Source organism: Corynebacterium sp. CCUG 71335 (assembly GCF_024454075.1).
Classification (GTDB): domain Bacteria; phylum Actinomycetota; class Actinomycetes; order Mycobacteriales; family Mycobacteriaceae; genus Corynebacterium; species Corynebacterium genitalium.
Map to the genome: position 1 here is coordinate 98611 of NZ_JAGPYY010000005.1, position 14483 is coordinate 113093.

The following is a 14483-nucleotide window of genomic DNA, read 5'->3' on the forward strand; positions in this document are numbered from 1 at the left end:
GCCAAAGACATAATGGTGCAATGCGTGTCGCCATTGTTGCCGAAGCTTTCCTGCCCAACGTCAACGGAGTAACCAACTCCGTCCTGCGTGTGCTGGAGTATTTGGAGGCGAACGGCCACGAGGCGATTGTCATTGCTCCAGGTGCGCGGTCGAACCAGGAGGAGGTTCCGTCCTACGCCGGCTTCCCGGTCGTGCGTGTGCCCACGATCATGGTGCCGCTGGTTGATTCACTGCCGGTGGGCATTCCGAACACGACGCTGTGGAACACACTGCGAGAGTTTCAGCCCGACGTGGTGCATCTGGCCAGCCCGTTCGTGCTTGGTGGTGTCGGAGCGATTGCTTGTCGGCGTTTGAAGCTCCCCGCCGTTGCCCTCTTCCAAACCGATGTCGCGGGATTCAGCGCCCGGTACCACCTCGGCTTCCTGGAGAAGGCGGCGTGGCTGTGGACGCGCAGGCTGCACAACATGACCCAGATGACGCTCGCCCCGTCGTCAGTGACCATCGCGGAGCTTGAGAAGCACGGCATTGAAAACGTGCACAAGTGGGGGCGCGGGGTCGACTCTGTGCTGTTCCACCCGTCGAAACGCAGCGAGCAGCTGCGCGCGAAGTGGGACCCGACGGGAACGAAGAAATTCGTCGGCTTCGTGGGGCGCCTCGCGTCGGAGAAGGGCGTCGAGCGCCTTGCGGCCCTGCACGGGGATCCAGGCATTCAGCTGGTCATCGTGGGTGACGGGCCGGAGCGACGCGACCTGGGCAAGCTCATGCCGAATGCGATTTTCACCGGTGAGCTGCGCGGGGAGGCGCTCGCGGCGGCCTACGCATCGTTGGATTTGTTCGTGCACACCGGCGAGTTTGAGACCTTCGGGCAGACGCTGCAGGAGGCGCAGGCTTCCGGCACGCCGACGATCGGGCCGCGCGCGGGCGGGCCCATCGACACGATCGTCGACGGCTACAACGGCCAGCTTCTCGACGTCCCCACCTTCGAACGCGACCTACCCGCCGCCGCTGCGACCATCCTCGCCGACGACAACCTAGAGCAGATGAGCGGCAACGCCCGCGAGTCCGTTGCGAACAAGACGTGGTCGGCGCTGTGCGACCAGCTCCTGGGCTACTACGAGCAAGCAATCGACGCCAGCCCGTACAAGGGGCGCAAAGGCGGGCGTAGTAAGGCGAAGTAGACTGTCTTCCTATGGCCAAGGCGAACCTGGAGAAGAACCCGCACGATGTGGCGGGGATGTTCGATGACGTCGGCAAGAACTACGACATCACCAACACGGTGATGACAGCTGGCCTGGACCGCCGCTGGCGCCGCCGCACCCGCGAACTGCTGGACCTGAAGCCCGGCGAGCGGGTGCTCGACTTGGCCGCCGGCACGGCAGTGTCCACCGAAGAGCTGGCGAAGTCCGGTGCGTGGTGCGTGGCCTGCGACTTCTCCCAGGGCATGCTCGCCGCCGGCGCGCACCGCAACGTGCCGAAGGTCGTTGGCGACGCCATGCACCTGCCGTTCGCCGATGAGACCTTCGACGCTGTGACCATCTCCTACGGTCTACGCAACGTGCACGATTTCGAAGCCGGGTTGCGCGAAATGGCGCGTGTGACCAAGCCGGGTGGCCGATTGGTGGTCAACGAGTTCTCCACCCCCGTCATCCCGGTGTTCTCCACCATTTACAGCACCGTCCTGCCGCGGATGATCCCGCTGCTGGGCAGGGTGTTCTCCTCCAACGCCCCCGCCTACGAGTACCTTGCGGAGTCCATCAAGGCATGGCCTGCCCAGGAGCAGCTGGCCAGCGCCATCAACGCTTCCGGCTGGGAGCGTGCCACCTGGAAGAACCTCGCCTTCGGCATCGTCGCGCTGCACCGCGCTGAGAAGCGCTGAGAAACGCTGAGAAACGCTGAGAAAGCCTAGCGGGCATCCCACAGCGGCGCGCCGCGGCGGATCGCTGAAGCTGAAACGACGGACCCGGCCGCGCGCCACGCCCGCGCGACGAGGTCCTTGTCTTCTTCACTGATGAGGTTGCCCATCAGGCGGGCGGCGGCGGGCATGAGGTAGCGGCCGCCGAGGCCTCGCAACGCAATGGGCCCAGCCAGGGGCAGGAACTGCGGGTAGGTGAGCAGACGGGCAGCGGTGCGAGCAAGCACGAAGGCCTCGCCGTAGCGGCGGCGCAGTTCGTGCGGCCAGACCAATGTCAGGTCACGGTCGCGTGAGCCCGCGCTTGCTTCGGTGAGCAGGTCGACCGCCATGATGGCGGTCTCCAACCCGTAGTCGATTCCTTCACCGTTCAGGGGGTTGACGCAGGCTGCGGCGTCGCCGATGAGCATCCAGTTCGGCCCGGCGACGTTCGATACAGCCCCGCCCATGGGTAGGAGCGCCGAGGCGATGTCGCTTGGTTCACCCAGCTGCCACTCGTCGCGGACCTGGTCGGCGTATTCGACGAGCAGCTTTTTGGTGTTCACCTTGGCAGGCCGAGTGTCGGTGGACAGGGCCCCGCAGCCCAGGTTCACGGTTCCTCTCGCCTCTCCCTTTCCGCTTGGGGCGGAGCGTCCCAGTGGGAAGATCCAGCCGTAGCCGGGTTGAATCTCGCCGCTAGAGTCGCGGAGTTCGACGTGGGAATGCATCCACGGCTCGTCGGCAAACGGGGTGGTGCAGTAGGAGCGCGCGGCGATGCCGTACACCTCGCCGCGGTGCCACTGCCTGCCCAGCAGCTTTCCGACGGGCGAACGCACCCCATCTGCAACCACCACCCAGCGCGCACCGAACGTTCCCTTCGGGGTGACCACTGCCGTGATCTCGCCTTCCGCCCCGTGCTCGAGGGCGGTGACGGGGCAGTCGTAGAGGACGGTGGCGCCGGTGGTGGTGGCCAGGTCGGCCAAGGAAGCGTCGAAAAGCGTGCGGGGAGATGCCGACCCCTCGGTGCCGTAGGAGCCGTTGGGCCACGGTGCGGTGACGGAGCCGCCGAAACCGTGCAACTTCAGACCCTTGTTGCGGTAGGCAGGCAGTGCAGATTCGAGCCCCAGCGTGCGCAAGGAGTGGACTGCCCGTGGGGTGAGTCCGTCGCCGCAGGTTTTGTCGCGGCGGCGGGAAGAAGCGTCGATAAGCAACGTGCTCATGCCCGCGCGCACCGCGGCGATCGCTGCGGCGGAACCGGCGGGACCGGCCCCGACGACAACGCACTCGAAGGATTTCACCGCACTTATTGTGCCAGACTCACACACTGTCGACTACGGTAAAGGGGACCAACAAGCCCGCCCGCACGACCCGCAAGGACAATCAATGACCAACGGCACACCCCAGCTAGACCTCGGGGATCAGGAGCTGGCTGAGCGCGTTGCGGCAGGGTTGGACGGCGTGGAAAAGCTCATGTTTGAGCGTTTGTCCAGCGGGCACGACTTCCTCAACGAGAAAGTCACGCACCTGGCCAAGGCGGGAGGGAAGCGTTTCCGCCCGATGATGGCCATGCTCGCCAGTGAGTTCGGGGATCAGCCGCAGGCGGAGAACGTGGTCAAGGGTGCGACGATTGTTGAAATGGTGCACTTGGCCACGCTGTACCACGACGACGTGATGGACGAAGCCGCAAAGCGCCGCGGGGTCGATTCCGCCAACGCACGCTGGACGAACACCGTCGCGATTCTTTCCGGGGACTTCTTGCTGGCGGAGGCGTCACGCATCATGAGTGAAATTGACACCGCCACCGTCGCGCACTTCGCCGACACGTTCAGCGACCTAGTCACTGGCCAGATGCGCGAGACGGTGGGCCCCGGTGAAGGCGACCCGGTCGAGCACTACCTCAACGTCATCCGCGAAAAGACCGGCGTGCTCATCGCGTCCGCCGCGTTCCTCGGGGCGACGCACTCCGGCGCGAAAGAGGAGGACGTGCGCACGCTCAAGGAGCTCGGCGAGGCAGTGGGCATGATCTTTCAGATCGTCGACGACGTCATTGACATTTTTTCCGACTCCACACAGTCCGGGAAGACCCCCGGCACCGACCTGCGCGAAGGCGTGTTCACGCTGCCTGTCCTGTACGCGATGCGCGATTCCAGCCCCGCAGGCGAGGAACTGCGTGCGATGCTCACCGGCCCGCTTATCGACGATGCCGACGTCGCCCGCGCCCTCGACCTCATCGCGCAAACGGACGGCCGTCAGCGGGCGCTTGACGACGTCCGGGGATACCTCGCCGACGTCGACAAGCATCTCGACGCGCTGCCCGACATCCCCGCGAACCGTGCAATCCGCCAGATCTCGCGGTACACCGTCGAACGCGTCGGGTAGCGTTTAGTGCTCCGAGCTGGTGATTTGCACTTTTTCGGGGCGCGTCCTGTAATGTAGTCCGAGCACGCCAGGTTGCCCGAGCGGCCAAAGGGAGCGGACTGTAAATCCGCCGGCATTGCCTTCAGAAGTTCGAATCTTCTACCTGGCACCAACAAACGCACCGAGGGATTCCCGCGGTGCGTTTTTCTTTCGACAAGGCGGAGTTCACGGGGCGGTCACGCGCGCTTTACTTAGAAATAGCTAAGCGTTCATCTCGTGCTTCTAAGTTCGGGAGCGTCCTGTTCTCTCTCCTGAAGGGTCCTTTATGTCTCGCTCCCGTTTCCGCAGCGCGGTTGCTGTTGCCGTCTCCGCTGCTCTTGGTTTCTCCGCGCTCGTCGCGCCGCACGCGTTTGCTCAGCCAGCTAACTCTCCCGTCGTCATCAACGAGGTCGAATCCAACGGCGACCCCGTCGCTGACTGGGTAGAGCTGGCTAACACCAACAATGATCAAGACATCGATATCTCCGGTTGGAAGATCCTCGATGACAACGACAAGCACGCTCCGATCGTCATCCCGGACGGCACAAAGATCGAGTCGGGCGGCTACTTCGCCCTCTACACCGAGAAGCAGACTCCGGACGGCTCCAAGGGCTACGGCCTGGGTGGGAACGACTCTGTTCGCGTGTACAACGCCGCGGGCGAGCTTGTCGCTGAGACCACCTGGAACGGCCACGCCGAGAACACCTGGGGCCGTATCCCGGACAAGACTGGGGAATTCACCGGGACTGGTGAGGCGACCCGTGGGTTGGCCAACAAGGCGGCAGGGGAGAAGCAGCCGGCCGCGGAGGAAGCCTGGCCGTTCGACCCGCAGGAGATTCAAAACATCGACTTGGGTGGCGCGTTCGCGGAAGAGGACATGTCCGGCATTGACTTCGACAACAACGGCCGCGCGTGGATTGTAAACAACGACAAGGGAACGCTTCTCGCTGTCGACTACGACGAGGCCACCAGGCAGTATTCCAATGCCGGTTCCTGGAAGCTGCGCTACAAGGACGGTTCCGGTGACCCGGATACCGAGGGCATTACCGTCGGCCCGGACGGCGCACTCTACGTGGCCACCGAGCGCGACAACACTCAGAAGGATGTTTCCCGCCCGTCCATCCTGCGCTACGAACTGCCCGGTGGCGACGAGAAAGAGCTGAAGGCCACCCACGAGTGGGATCTGAAGTCGCTCACGGGGGAGATCGGTGCGAACGCCGGGTGGGAGGCGATTTCCTACATCCCTAATCAGAGCGTGTACGCCGTTGGTTTGGAGGCTAACGGCAAGGTCTACTTCGTCGACCTCAAGGACGATGAAACCCACGAGCTGAAGCAGGAATACCAGTCTCCGTTCCAGGGGGCGATGGCGCTGGATTACAACTCCGTCGACAAGCAGCTGCGTGTGCTGTGCGACGAGGTCTGCGAGGGCGCATCCATCAACGTGGCTCACAACGGAACGGACTTCGCGCCGGTGTCCAAGGTTCAGGCGCGGCCAGAAAAGATGGAGAACTTCGCTAACGAGGGCTTCGCCACCTTCGTCTCCCGCAGCCAGTGCAAGAATGGGAAATCCACCGACACCACGCGCTTCCTCTGGGCTGACGACGGCGTGTCGGGCGGTATTTCCCTGCGCGGCGCGGTCTCCACGAAGGAGACGGAATGCGAGCCGACCACGGGTGGCGGATCAGGTGAAGGTTCGGCAGAGGGCTCGGCTGAGTCGTCGTCACGCGATGCGGACGGCAACCTGAACCCGGGCGCGAAAGCAGGAATTGCACTGGGCGTTCTCGCGGCGCTGGGCGCGATCTTCGCTGCTTTCAAAGACCAGATCAACGGTGTCCTGGGGCAGCTCTTCGGCATCCGTTTCTAGCGGTATAAACAGGCTGAAACAGAGATTGACCTGCTGATTTGTGAATGTGCGCAATGGCAGGTTAATCTTTCAAAGGCTTCAAACAAGCGGCTAACGCTTCAGAGGCTGCGCCCCCTTAGCTCAGTCGGCAGAGCGTCTCCATGGTAAGGAGAAGGTCAGCAGTTCGATTCTGCTAGGGGGCTCTGTTGTTTGCTGCCATCTGACCGGGAAACTGGGCAGAAGGAAGTAGGCACATGGCGGTGTAGCTCAGTGGTAGAGCAAGCGACTCATAATCGCTGTGTCGAGAGTTCAATTCTCTCCATCGCTACTCACCTTCTAGGGGCGGTTCTACGCTCGTGGTAGGGTTGGCGTACTGTTTTACGCAGTGCACCAAAGGGGCGTGGCGCAATTGGTAGCGCAACGGTCTCCAAAACCGTAGGTTGCAGGTTCGAGTCCTGTCGCCCCTGCCATAGACGACCAAAGCCTTGAGGAGAGCTGTGACTAACAACCAGCCAGGTAGAAGTACGGCGAAGCCCACCGGTAAACGCCAACTGAGCGGTTCCACCTCCGTCACCTCTGAGTCTTACGAGGCAAAGCGCACTCCCGCGACCACTGCCGATGACCAGGACAACACTGGTGACGGCCCACTCGCGTTCCCCGGTGAAGTTGTCGGCGAGATGCGCAAGGTGGTGTGGCCCACCGGCTCGCAGATGGTCAACTACACGCTCATCGTGTTCGGCTTCCTCATTGTTCTCACCGCCCTGGTGTGGGGCGTGGACCAGGGCGCAGCCTGGGTAGTTGAGCGAATCCTGGTGCCTTAGGTATAGTCTTTTCAGACCAACAAATATCCCGCCGCCCGTCAAGGGTAAGGCGGGATCAGTTTTTGGCCCAGCAGGTAGGCTGGGACGCACCACACACCCCGACGAAAGGAGCGGTCATGGCAGAAGACACCACCAACAACGAAGCCACCACTGAAGAGCGCAACGAAGAAGAAATGGTTGCCGAAGGCGGCGCGGTGCAGGAGTCCACGGACCCGGAAACCGGTGCAGACGACGCTGAGGCTGACAGTCAGGGCTCCGGCGCCACTACCGACCTCCAAGAAGACGAGATGATCGGTGAAGGCGGCGCTGTCGGCGACGGCAACGCTGACGCTGAGCCGGCGCTCGACGTGGAGCAGGACGAGGCGCCGGAGGTTGAAACCCAGCCCGTGCAAGAGGTCGACCTCGAATCGGCTGATGCCACGGAGGCTGACGCTGAGGCGCCGGTGTCCCCGGAGGCCGCTCTTGGCGCTGAGCCGGAGGAGGCTGCTGACGCGGATTACAAGCGCCGTCTGCGTGAGTACACCCGCGAGCTGAAGAAGCTTCCCGGTTCCTGGTACATCATCCAGTCCTACTCGGGCTACGAGAACAAGGTGAAGACCAACCTGGACATGCGTATCCAGACGCTCGAGGTGGAGGAATCCATCTACGACGTGGTCGTGCCCATCGAGCAGGTCTTTGAGAAGGACAAGAACGGCAAGAAGAAGATCGTCAAGCGCAAGCTTCTTCCCGGCTACGTCCTGGTGCGCATGGATCTCAATGACGCAGCATGGTCCGTGGTCCGCGAAACTCCGGGCGTGACCAGCTTCGTCGGCAACGAGGGCAACGCGACCCCGGTCAAGCACCGCGACGTGGCGAAGTTCCTCATGCCGAAGGCCGCGCCTGTGGACGGCGAGGCGACCGCTTCCGAGGCAAATACCGAGGGCGAGACCGTCATCGCGATGCCGGAGCAGGAAGAGAAGCCGAATGTCGCGCACGACTTCCAGGTCGGCGAGGCTGTCACCATTCTCTCCGGTGCGCTGGCGTCCGTCTCTGCGACCATCAACGAGATCGACCCGGAGACCGGAAAGATCCAAGCGCTCGTGTCCATCTTCGGCCGCGAGACCCCGGTGGAGCTCACTGCGGATCAGATCGAGCGCATCATGTAGCTCGAGCACTTTGCTTATCGACGAATCACCGGCTCCCAACCTAACGGGGCCGGTTTTCGTGATTTGGGCTGGTCGGGGTCTATCCCGTACACTGAGCGATCGTGCCTGCTTACGGGTGGGTGCGGTAATGAACGTCCCCGGTGGCTGCGTCGATAAGCAAACGGCGTTGGCGTGGCATCCGGAAGGCCGCCGTTAAACATCGTGGCGGGGGCCTGTACCAAGGAAATGAGGTAATTCGATGGCTAAGAAGAAGGTCACTGGCCTTATCAAACTGCAGATCGAGGCTGGTATGGCAAACCCGGCGCCGCCGGTCGGTCCGGCTCTTGGCGCGCACGGCGTGAACATCGTCGAGTTCACCAAGGCGTACAACGCTGCAACCGAGTCCATGCGCGGCAACATCATCCCGGTGGAGATCACGGTCTACGAAGACCGCTCCTTCGACTTCATCCTGAAGTCCCCGCCGGCTGCGAAGCTCCTGCTCAAGGCTGCTGGCTTGCAGAAAGGCTCCGGTGTCCCGCACACCGACAAGGTGGGCAAGGTCACCTGGGAGCAGTGCAAGGAAATCGCCGAGACCAAGAAGAACGACCTCAACGCCCGTGACATCGAGGCAGGTGCCGCCATCATCGCCGGTACCGCTCGCTCCATGGGCATCGACGTGGAGAAGTAGTCCGCGCGGACTCCTGCTCGTGGGAGGGTCTGGTCAGGCCCGCACCACACTTCCCGCCGCCTGATGTGGCGGCAGCAATCAATACTGCAAAGGAATTCAACATGGCCAAGAAGCACTCCAAGACGTACGCCGAGCAGCTGGCAAAGATCGACCGCGAGTCGGTCTACTCCCCGCTGCAGGCAGTCACCCTGGCAAAGGAGACTGCCTCCGATAAGTACGACGCAACCATCGACGTGGCAATGCGTCTCTCCGTCGACCCGCGCAAGGCTGACCAGCTCGTCCGCGGCACCGTCAACCTGCCCAACGGCACCGGTAAGACCGTCCGCGTCGCTGTTTTCGCTGAGGGCGAGAACGCAACCAAGGCTCAGGAAGCTGGCGCCGACATCGTCGGTTCCGACGAGCTGATCGAGCAGATCAACGCCGGCAACATCGACTTCGACGTTGCTATTGCGACCCCGGACCAGATGGCGAAGGTCGGCCGCGTTGCCCGCGTCCTCGGCCCGCGTGGTCTGATGCCGAACCCGAAGACCGGCACCGTCACGCCGGACGTGGCTAAGGCTGTCAGCGAGTCCAAGGGCGGCAAGATCGCCTTCCGCGTGGACAAGGCATCCAACCTGCACGCTCTGATCGGCAAGGCATCCTTCACCCCGGAGCAGCTCGCCGAGAACTACGGCGCACTCCTGGATGAGGTTCTGCGCCTCAAGCCGGCATCCGCCAAGGGCATCTACCTGAAGAAGGTCACGGTGTCTGCGACCCAGGGCCCAGGCGTTCCGGTTGACCCGTCCGTGCAGAAGAACTACACCGAGGCTTAAGCCCGCGTAGTTTCTACGCTCACGACCCCGGTTCTCGGCATTCACGCTGAGAACCGGGGTCTTTTGCTGTGGTGCCGTCGCGCTGGTTCTCGTGACCCCACGTGCGCGTTATCCTGTGAGAAGGGCGAGACCTTTATGAAGTTGTAATCATTATGTTATTCTTTTGGAGTCACCCGCATTCATGATTTAGCCGACCTTCAGACTTCCAGAAAGGCCTCCTCGTGTCTCTTCAGCCAGCCTCCGTCCGCCGCTCCGCTCTCGCCGTCGCCCTGACTGGATCCCTTGCAATCGCAGGTAGCCCTGTAGCGAACGCGCAGGATCTCGTTCTGGAAAGCGGCCACATGAATGTCTTCAATGTCACCGCGAAAGACGGCCAGCTCAAGCTCGACCTCAAAGAGGACATCACTGGCTCCAACGTGGAGCGCCCGGCAGAAGATGTCACCATGGTGGTGCACAAGGATGCGTTCACCGAGGACACGAAGAACCTTCCCCAGGTGGGCAAGCCCGGATATGTCCTGCCGCAGGGCTACCACCAGGGCATGCTGCGTCCTGGCTGGACTACGTTGATGGCGCGCTGGGATGGTTTCACGGACGTGAAGATCCGCATCGACGAGGTCTCCGGCCCGGGCGAAATCCACGCATTCAACACAGACGGCAAGGGTGGTTTCAAGGCTGCGGCTGACGACGGTGAGTTCCAGCTCACCCCGGGCAGCGCCATCCACCAGGACACCCCGGCGCACCTGCACACCCACTGGCTGTTCACTGAACCGGGCACCTACACCATGAAGGCAACCGCACTGAGCAACGGCAAGGAATCGAACCAGGCGACCTACACCTGGGAAGTGGGGCAGAAGGCCAACGAGCGCCCGATCATGGATGAGCCGCTCTCGCTCGACCGCTTGCAGGATTTGGCAAGCACGGCGCCCGCGCCGTCGCCGGTTGCGGTTGATCCGGTTGAGAAGGGGGCAGCTTTGCCGCCGTCGCCAGCTGGTGAGCAAAAGGCACCTGCCAAGAACGGCGTAGACGCTAAGGACAGCAAGGCCGACAACAACAAGCCGAAGGCTGATGAAAAGGGCAAGGCGGAGAAGGGCAGCCCCGCTGCGACTGCAAACGCGCAGGAGCAGCGCCCGCTGAATGGTATCGCCACGGTGCTGTCCCTCATCGGTGCAACGTTCAACTTCCTGCAGGACAACCTGCTGAAGTTGTTCTGGCCCTCGAAGAAGTAACTGATCCGTCGGCGCGGGGGCAAAAGGTCGCCAGCTTTACTAATCGCGCATCTGAGGTACGACTGGGTGTCATGCTGAAACGCGTTGCTCTCTCCCAGAACCAAACCGGCGATCAGCGTTTGGCGGGTTTGCTCACGGCCTCGGCCGCGAAAGCGGGGGAAGACGTCTACCCGCTGCGCAATATCGCGGCCTTCGTCCTCGAGGACGGGCAGACCCGCTTCGCCGGTCTCGGCGCGGACGAGCACACGGAGTTCGAGATCGCGTCGGTGACGAAGACGTTCACCGCTGATCTCTTGGAGCAGGCGATCGAGCTGGGTGAGGCCACGCCTGACACGACCGTGGAGGACGTGCTGGGGGAGCGGGTACGCGGCGCGGCAGTATCGACGGTGACGTTGGCGGAACTTGCCAACCACACTTCCGGTTTGCCGCGGATGGGCAAGCAGCGACTCAGTAGCAGAGTAAGAGCGGTGCTGGGCTTGAATCCTGACGTGGGCATCACAGTCGACGATGTTGTCGACCAAGCGTTAGCGGCGCGGTTGGAGGGCCGCGGCGCCGAGACGTACTCGAACCTCGCCCACGATCTCCTTGGTCTCCTGCTGGCCGAGGTTGCCGGGACCCGCTACCCCGAGCTGATCAAGCAGCGCGTGCTCGATCCGCTGGGCATGACGGAAACGTACGTGGCGCTGCCGGGAACAGTGGGGCCAGGCAAGCCGCGGGGAGTGTCCATGCTGGGCTGGCGCGTCCAGGCGTGGGAGATGGACGGCACGGCTCCTTCCGGTGGGTTACGGTCCACCACCTGCGATATGGCGAAATACGCCGCATATGTGCTCGAGCGCGACAAGTTCCGCTTCACCTGGCCGAATATCAAAGGCACTGAGCTGTACTGGCATAACGGCGGAACGTTCGGGTTCTCGTCCATGCTGCTGCTCGACACGGGTAAACAGCGTGCGTCTTTCGTGGCTGCCGATTCGTCCACGGAGATTGAACCGTTCGCGTTCGAACTTCTCGGGCTGGAAGACCCTGCCAAGAACAAGAAGCAGTGATTGCGCGATTTGGTTTCCCGCGCCACCCTGCACTAAGGTTCACCAACGAAGTTTGAACGGGAAGTCTTCCCGCGCTCAAGTTTCACCGAAGACCGTCGGTCATCCCGAAGGCGAAAGCCTAGAAGGATCGAAGACTCCACCCATGGAGTGACCCACGCAGGAGAAACGTGGCTTGTATAGCGCTTGAAAAGCGCATTGCCTCGTGCTTCTGCACGGGGCATTTTGTTTTGCGCCGGTCGCGTGGTGGCTGCCACGTGGCGTCGATAAGCGAAATGCTCCGGGCGGATACAACATGAAGTAATTGGAAGGAGGCGTGTGTCATGGCAAACCCGAAGAACACAGCTGAGCTGGCTGAACTGAAGGAGAAGTTCGAAGGCTCGTCCGCTGTTTTCCTCACCGAGTACCGCGGTCTGACCGTGAGCCAGCTGCAGCAGCTGCGCGGTGAGCTCGGATTTGATGTTGAACTGCACGTCGCCAAGAACACCCTCGTCAAGATCGCTGCTAATGAGCACGGTATTGAGGGTCTCGACGATTACCTGACCGGCCCCACCGCTGTCGCCTTCATCAAGGGTGACGCGACTGTGGATGCCGCGAAGACCATGAAGAAGTTCGCTAAGGACAATGACCTGTTCATTGTCAAGGGCGGCTACATGGACGGTAACGCTCTCGACGCATCCCAGGTGGCTGCTGTCGCAGAGATGGACAACCGCGAGACCACTCTGGCCAAGCTTGCTGGCGCTTTCCAGGGCTCTTTGGCGAAGGCTGCTGGCCTGTTCCAGGCTCCGGCCTCCAAGACGGCACGACTTGTTGCCGCACTGCAGGACAAGCAGGACGAAGCCGCTTAACAGCGGTGCGTCCCGAACCAAAACACACTCTTACGGCCTTGTGTAAGGCCACAACAGAAAGGAAGCCACAATGGCTAAGCTCACCAAGGACGAGCTCATCGAGCAGTTCAAGGAAATGACCCTTATCGAGCTCTCCGAGTTCCTGAAGGAATTCGAGGAGGTCTTCGACGTGACCGCTGCCGCTCCGGTTGCAGTTGCAGCAGCTGGCGCTCCGGGCGCTGCTGGCGACGCTCCGGCTGAGGAGGAGAAGGACGAGTTCGACGTCGTTCTCGAGGACGCTGGCGACAAGAAGATCGGCGTTATTAAGGCTGTCCGCGAGATCGTCTCCGGTCTGGGTCTGAAGGACGCCAAGGAGATGGTTGAGGGTGCTCCGAAGGCCATCCTCGAGGGCGCTAACAAGGATGACGCTGAGGCTGCTAAGGCTAAGCTGGAAGAGGCTGGCGCTAAGGTCTCCCTCAAGTAAGCGTTTCACGCATCTTGCCCCTGCCTGTGTGCAGGGGCTTTTTGCTTTTCGACGTTTTCTGCCCCCGCGTCCTGCCGTGGCGGGGATAGGGGCTGGGGTGATGGGATTGTAAAGTGGCACGCATGCTTCCCAAGTCCCGCATTTTGTCCGCCCTCCTTGTCGGGGTAGGCATCGCGCTCATTGTCGCGGGATTGGTGGCTCCACGGTTTCTTCTCGGGGATGCCCGTTTCCCGCTGAACCTCGAGCACACCACCTGGGCAATGCACGACCCGCACGGCCGGGTTTTCGACCCTGATGCCGGTGAGGACGGTAAGGTCGTTGAGGTCCCCGTTACCCGCCAGCTGCACATGACCGTGCAGAACCCGGCGACGGAGGAACGCACTGGGCTGCGGATCGGCGATTCTTTGCTGCGCGGTGACAAAGACTCGGACTTCGACAATCTAATCACTGCGTCGACGTGGTCGTACGAGATGGACCGCAAGTCTGGGGCGTTCGTGACCACGGCGAATCTGAGCACGGTGATGGCCATGCCGGACGCGGAGGTCCCTGTCGACGGCGTGTGGCTGAAGTTCCCCCTCGACGTCGAGCAAACGGATTACGCCGTCTTTGAGCCGTCGCTGCGCACGACCGTACCGGCCACATTCAAAGAGGAGCGCGAAGTCGCCGGCCGTTCTGTCTATGTGTTTGAGCAGCGGGTCGAGACGGTCAACGTCGCAAAGCTGTATGCGGACGCGGCGAACACCAAGACGTTGCCAGCGCCCGACGGCGGGCAGCGCCAGGTGTTCCGCCACCACGATGCGACGCGTGAGTTCACTGTCGATCAGATCACCGGTGTTGTCGTGGGGATCAATGAGCGTGTGGACGACTACTATGCCGACCACACCGGCCGCCGTGCCCAAGACATCGTCGCGTACGACGCAGTAATGGACCCGGCCGACGTGGAGCAGATGGCGGGCCAGCTGACCACCGTGACTCAGTCTGTCTCTCGCTGGGTGACATGGGGCACGATCGGGCTGGGATCACTGCTAGCAATCGGCGGTTTGATTGGAGCGCTGCGCCCGGGCCGGGGAAGGTCTGCGCAGGTCACATCCTGACACGCGCCGAATCACCCCTCCAGGGTTGCACTCCGCAAGCAGTGAGGTGGTAGAGTTCCACGACAAGCGATCGCGCTTCGACGCAGCATTATGCAAGACTGCTTTACAAACAGTCATCGGGGGTATAAGCTGTCTCCTTGCGCTGGAAGCCGTCGCCGGTGCGTGAATGAAACCTTGGATCCATGTTTTAGAAAAATGGGTTTGACAAGGTGACTTTGTGCATTTTAGGGGGACGGGGC

At 62.2% G+C, this 14483-nt stretch carries 14 protein-coding genes and 4 tRNA genes; 17 read left to right on the top strand and 1 reads right to left on the bottom strand.

What is annotated here, in order from left to right; translation table 11 throughout:
• The first annotated feature begins 20 nt into the window (after window positions 1-20).
• Window positions 21-1178, top strand: coding sequence for a glycosyltransferase family 1 protein (locus tag KBX19_RS05340; RefSeq protein ID WP_255997808.1), 1158 nt, complete (start codon window positions 21-23; stop codon window positions 1176-1178).
• Between the two features lie 11 nt (window positions 1179-1189).
• On the top strand, window positions 1190-1876 hold the full coding sequence (locus KBX19_RS05345) for a demethylmenaquinone methyltransferase (protein ID WP_255997809.1): 687 nt from the start codon (window positions 1190-1192) through the stop codon (window positions 1874-1876).
• A 26-nt stretch (window positions 1877-1902) separates the two neighbouring features.
• On the opposite strand, the gene KBX19_RS05350 is transcribed toward KBX19_RS05345, so the two are convergent.
• On the bottom strand, window positions 1903-3186 hold the full coding sequence (locus tag KBX19_RS05350; protein WP_005286836.1) for a geranylgeranyl reductase family protein: 1284 nt from the start codon (window positions 3184-3186) through the stop codon (window positions 1903-1905).
• 85 nt (window positions 3187-3271) lie between these two features.
• Between KBX19_RS05350 and KBX19_RS05355 the strand changes: the two genes are divergently transcribed.
• The 15 genes from KBX19_RS05355 to KBX19_RS05425 all read left to right on the top strand — a co-directional run bounded on the left by KBX19_RS05355 (window position 3272) and on the right by KBX19_RS05425 (window position 14244).
• On the top strand, window positions 3272-4267 hold the full coding sequence (locus KBX19_RS05355; protein WP_255997865.1) for a polyprenyl synthetase family protein: 996 nt from the start codon (window positions 3272-3274) through the stop codon (window positions 4265-4267).
• A 66-nt stretch (window positions 4268-4333) separates the two neighbouring features.
• Window positions 4334-4418 (top strand) — tRNA-Tyr (locus KBX19_RS05360).
• Window positions 4419-4571: 153 nt separating this feature from the next.
• Window positions 4572-6149, top strand: a complete 1578-nt coding sequence (locus KBX19_RS05365; protein WP_005286830.1) for a lamin tail domain-containing protein — start codon at window positions 4572-4574, stop codon at window positions 6147-6149.
• Window positions 6150-6258: 109 nt separating this feature from the next.
• Window positions 6259-6331: transfer RNA gene (locus KBX19_RS05370), tRNA-Thr, on the top strand.
• Window positions 6332-6384: 53 nt separating this feature from the next.
• Window positions 6385-6456, top strand: a tRNA-Met gene (locus KBX19_RS05375).
• Between the two features lie 66 nt (window positions 6457-6522).
• A tRNA-Trp gene (locus KBX19_RS05380) sits at window positions 6523-6598 on the top strand.
• A 27-nt stretch (window positions 6599-6625) separates the two neighbouring features.
• On the top strand, window positions 6626-6949 hold the full coding sequence (gene secE, locus KBX19_RS05385) for a preprotein translocase subunit SecE (protein WP_005286828.1): 324 nt from the start codon (window positions 6626-6628) through the stop codon (window positions 6947-6949).
• A 287-nt stretch (window positions 6950-7236) separates the two neighbouring features.
• Window positions 7237-8094, top strand: a complete 858-nt coding sequence (gene nusG / locus KBX19_RS05390; protein ID WP_083770340.1) for a transcription termination/antitermination protein NusG — start codon at window positions 7237-7239, stop codon at window positions 8092-8094.
• Between the two features lie 238 nt (window positions 8095-8332).
• The gene (gene rplK / locus KBX19_RS05395) at window positions 8333-8761 is read left to right on the top strand and encodes a 50S ribosomal protein L11 (protein WP_005286826.1); all 429 of its coding nucleotides are present in this window, start codon (window positions 8333-8335) and stop codon (window positions 8759-8761) included.
• A 101-nt stretch (window positions 8762-8862) separates the two neighbouring features.
• Window positions 8863-9573, top strand: a complete 711-nt coding sequence (gene rplA / locus KBX19_RS05400) for a 50S ribosomal protein L1 (protein WP_005286821.1) — start codon at window positions 8863-8865, stop codon at window positions 9571-9573.
• Between the two features lie 221 nt (window positions 9574-9794).
• Window positions 9795-10799 carry a choice-of-anchor M domain-containing protein gene (locus KBX19_RS05405; protein WP_005286819.1) on the top strand — a complete coding sequence of 335 codons (1005 nt, stop codon included), beginning with the start codon at window positions 9795-9797 and terminating at the stop codon, window positions 10797-10799.
• A gap of 71 nt (window positions 10800-10870) precedes the next feature.
• Window positions 10871-11842 carry a serine hydrolase gene (locus tag KBX19_RS05410; RefSeq protein WP_005286815.1) on the top strand — a complete coding sequence of 324 codons (972 nt, stop codon included), beginning with the start codon at window positions 10871-10873 and terminating at the stop codon, window positions 11840-11842.
• Window positions 11843-12162: 320 nt separating this feature from the next.
• Entirely contained in the window at window positions 12163-12687 is a 525-nt protein-coding gene (gene rplJ, locus KBX19_RS05415) for a 50S ribosomal protein L10 (protein WP_005286808.1), read from the top strand.
• A 70-nt stretch (window positions 12688-12757) separates the two neighbouring features.
• Window positions 12758-13150, top strand: a complete 393-nt coding sequence (gene rplL / locus KBX19_RS05420; protein WP_005286806.1) for a 50S ribosomal protein L7/L12 — start codon at window positions 12758-12760, stop codon at window positions 13148-13150.
• A gap of 122 nt (window positions 13151-13272) precedes the next feature.
• Complete coding sequence (locus KBX19_RS05425) at window positions 13273-14244, top strand: DUF3068 domain-containing protein (protein WP_255997813.1); 972 nt, start codon at window positions 13273-13275, stop codon at window positions 14242-14244.
• The last annotated feature ends 239 nt before the right edge of the window (window positions 14245-14483 follow it).

What these genes read in the sequence shown, in the direction of transcription:
- KBX19_RS05340 (WP_255997808.1), top strand. Translation starts at nt 21, where the DNA reads ATGCGTGTCGCCATTGTTGCCGAAGCTTTCCTGCCCAACGTCAACGGA.
- KBX19_RS05345 (WP_255997809.1), top strand. Translation starts at nt 1,190, where the DNA reads ATGGCCAAGGCGAACCTGGAGAAGAACCCGCACGATGTGGCGGGGATG.
- KBX19_RS05355 (WP_255997865.1), top strand. Translation starts at nt 3,272, where the DNA reads ATGACCAACGGCACACCCCAGCTAGACCTCGGGGATCAGGAGCTGGCT.
- KBX19_RS05365 (WP_005286830.1), top strand. Translation starts at nt 4,572, where the DNA reads ATGTCTCGCTCCCGTTTCCGCAGCGCGGTTGCTGTTGCCGTCTCCGCT.
- nusG (WP_083770340.1), top strand. Translation starts at nt 7,237, where the DNA reads ATGATCGGTGAAGGCGGCGCTGTCGGCGACGGCAACGCTGACGCTGAG.
- rplK (WP_005286826.1), top strand. Translation starts at nt 8,333, where the DNA reads ATGGCTAAGAAGAAGGTCACTGGCCTTATCAAACTGCAGATCGAGGCT.
- rplA (WP_005286821.1), top strand. Translation starts at nt 8,863, where the DNA reads ATGGCCAAGAAGCACTCCAAGACGTACGCCGAGCAGCTGGCAAAGATC.
- KBX19_RS05410 (WP_005286815.1), top strand. Translation starts at nt 10,871, where the DNA reads ATGCTGAAACGCGTTGCTCTCTCCCAGAACCAAACCGGCGATCAGCGT.
- rplJ (WP_005286808.1), top strand. Translation starts at nt 12,163, where the DNA reads ATGGCAAACCCGAAGAACACAGCTGAGCTGGCTGAACTGAAGGAGAAG.
- rplL (WP_005286806.1), top strand. Translation starts at nt 12,758, where the DNA reads ATGGCTAAGCTCACCAAGGACGAGCTCATCGAGCAGTTCAAGGAAATG.
- KBX19_RS05425 (WP_255997813.1), top strand. Translation starts at nt 13,273, where the DNA reads ATGCTTCCCAAGTCCCGCATTTTGTCCGCCCTCCTTGTCGGGGTAGGC.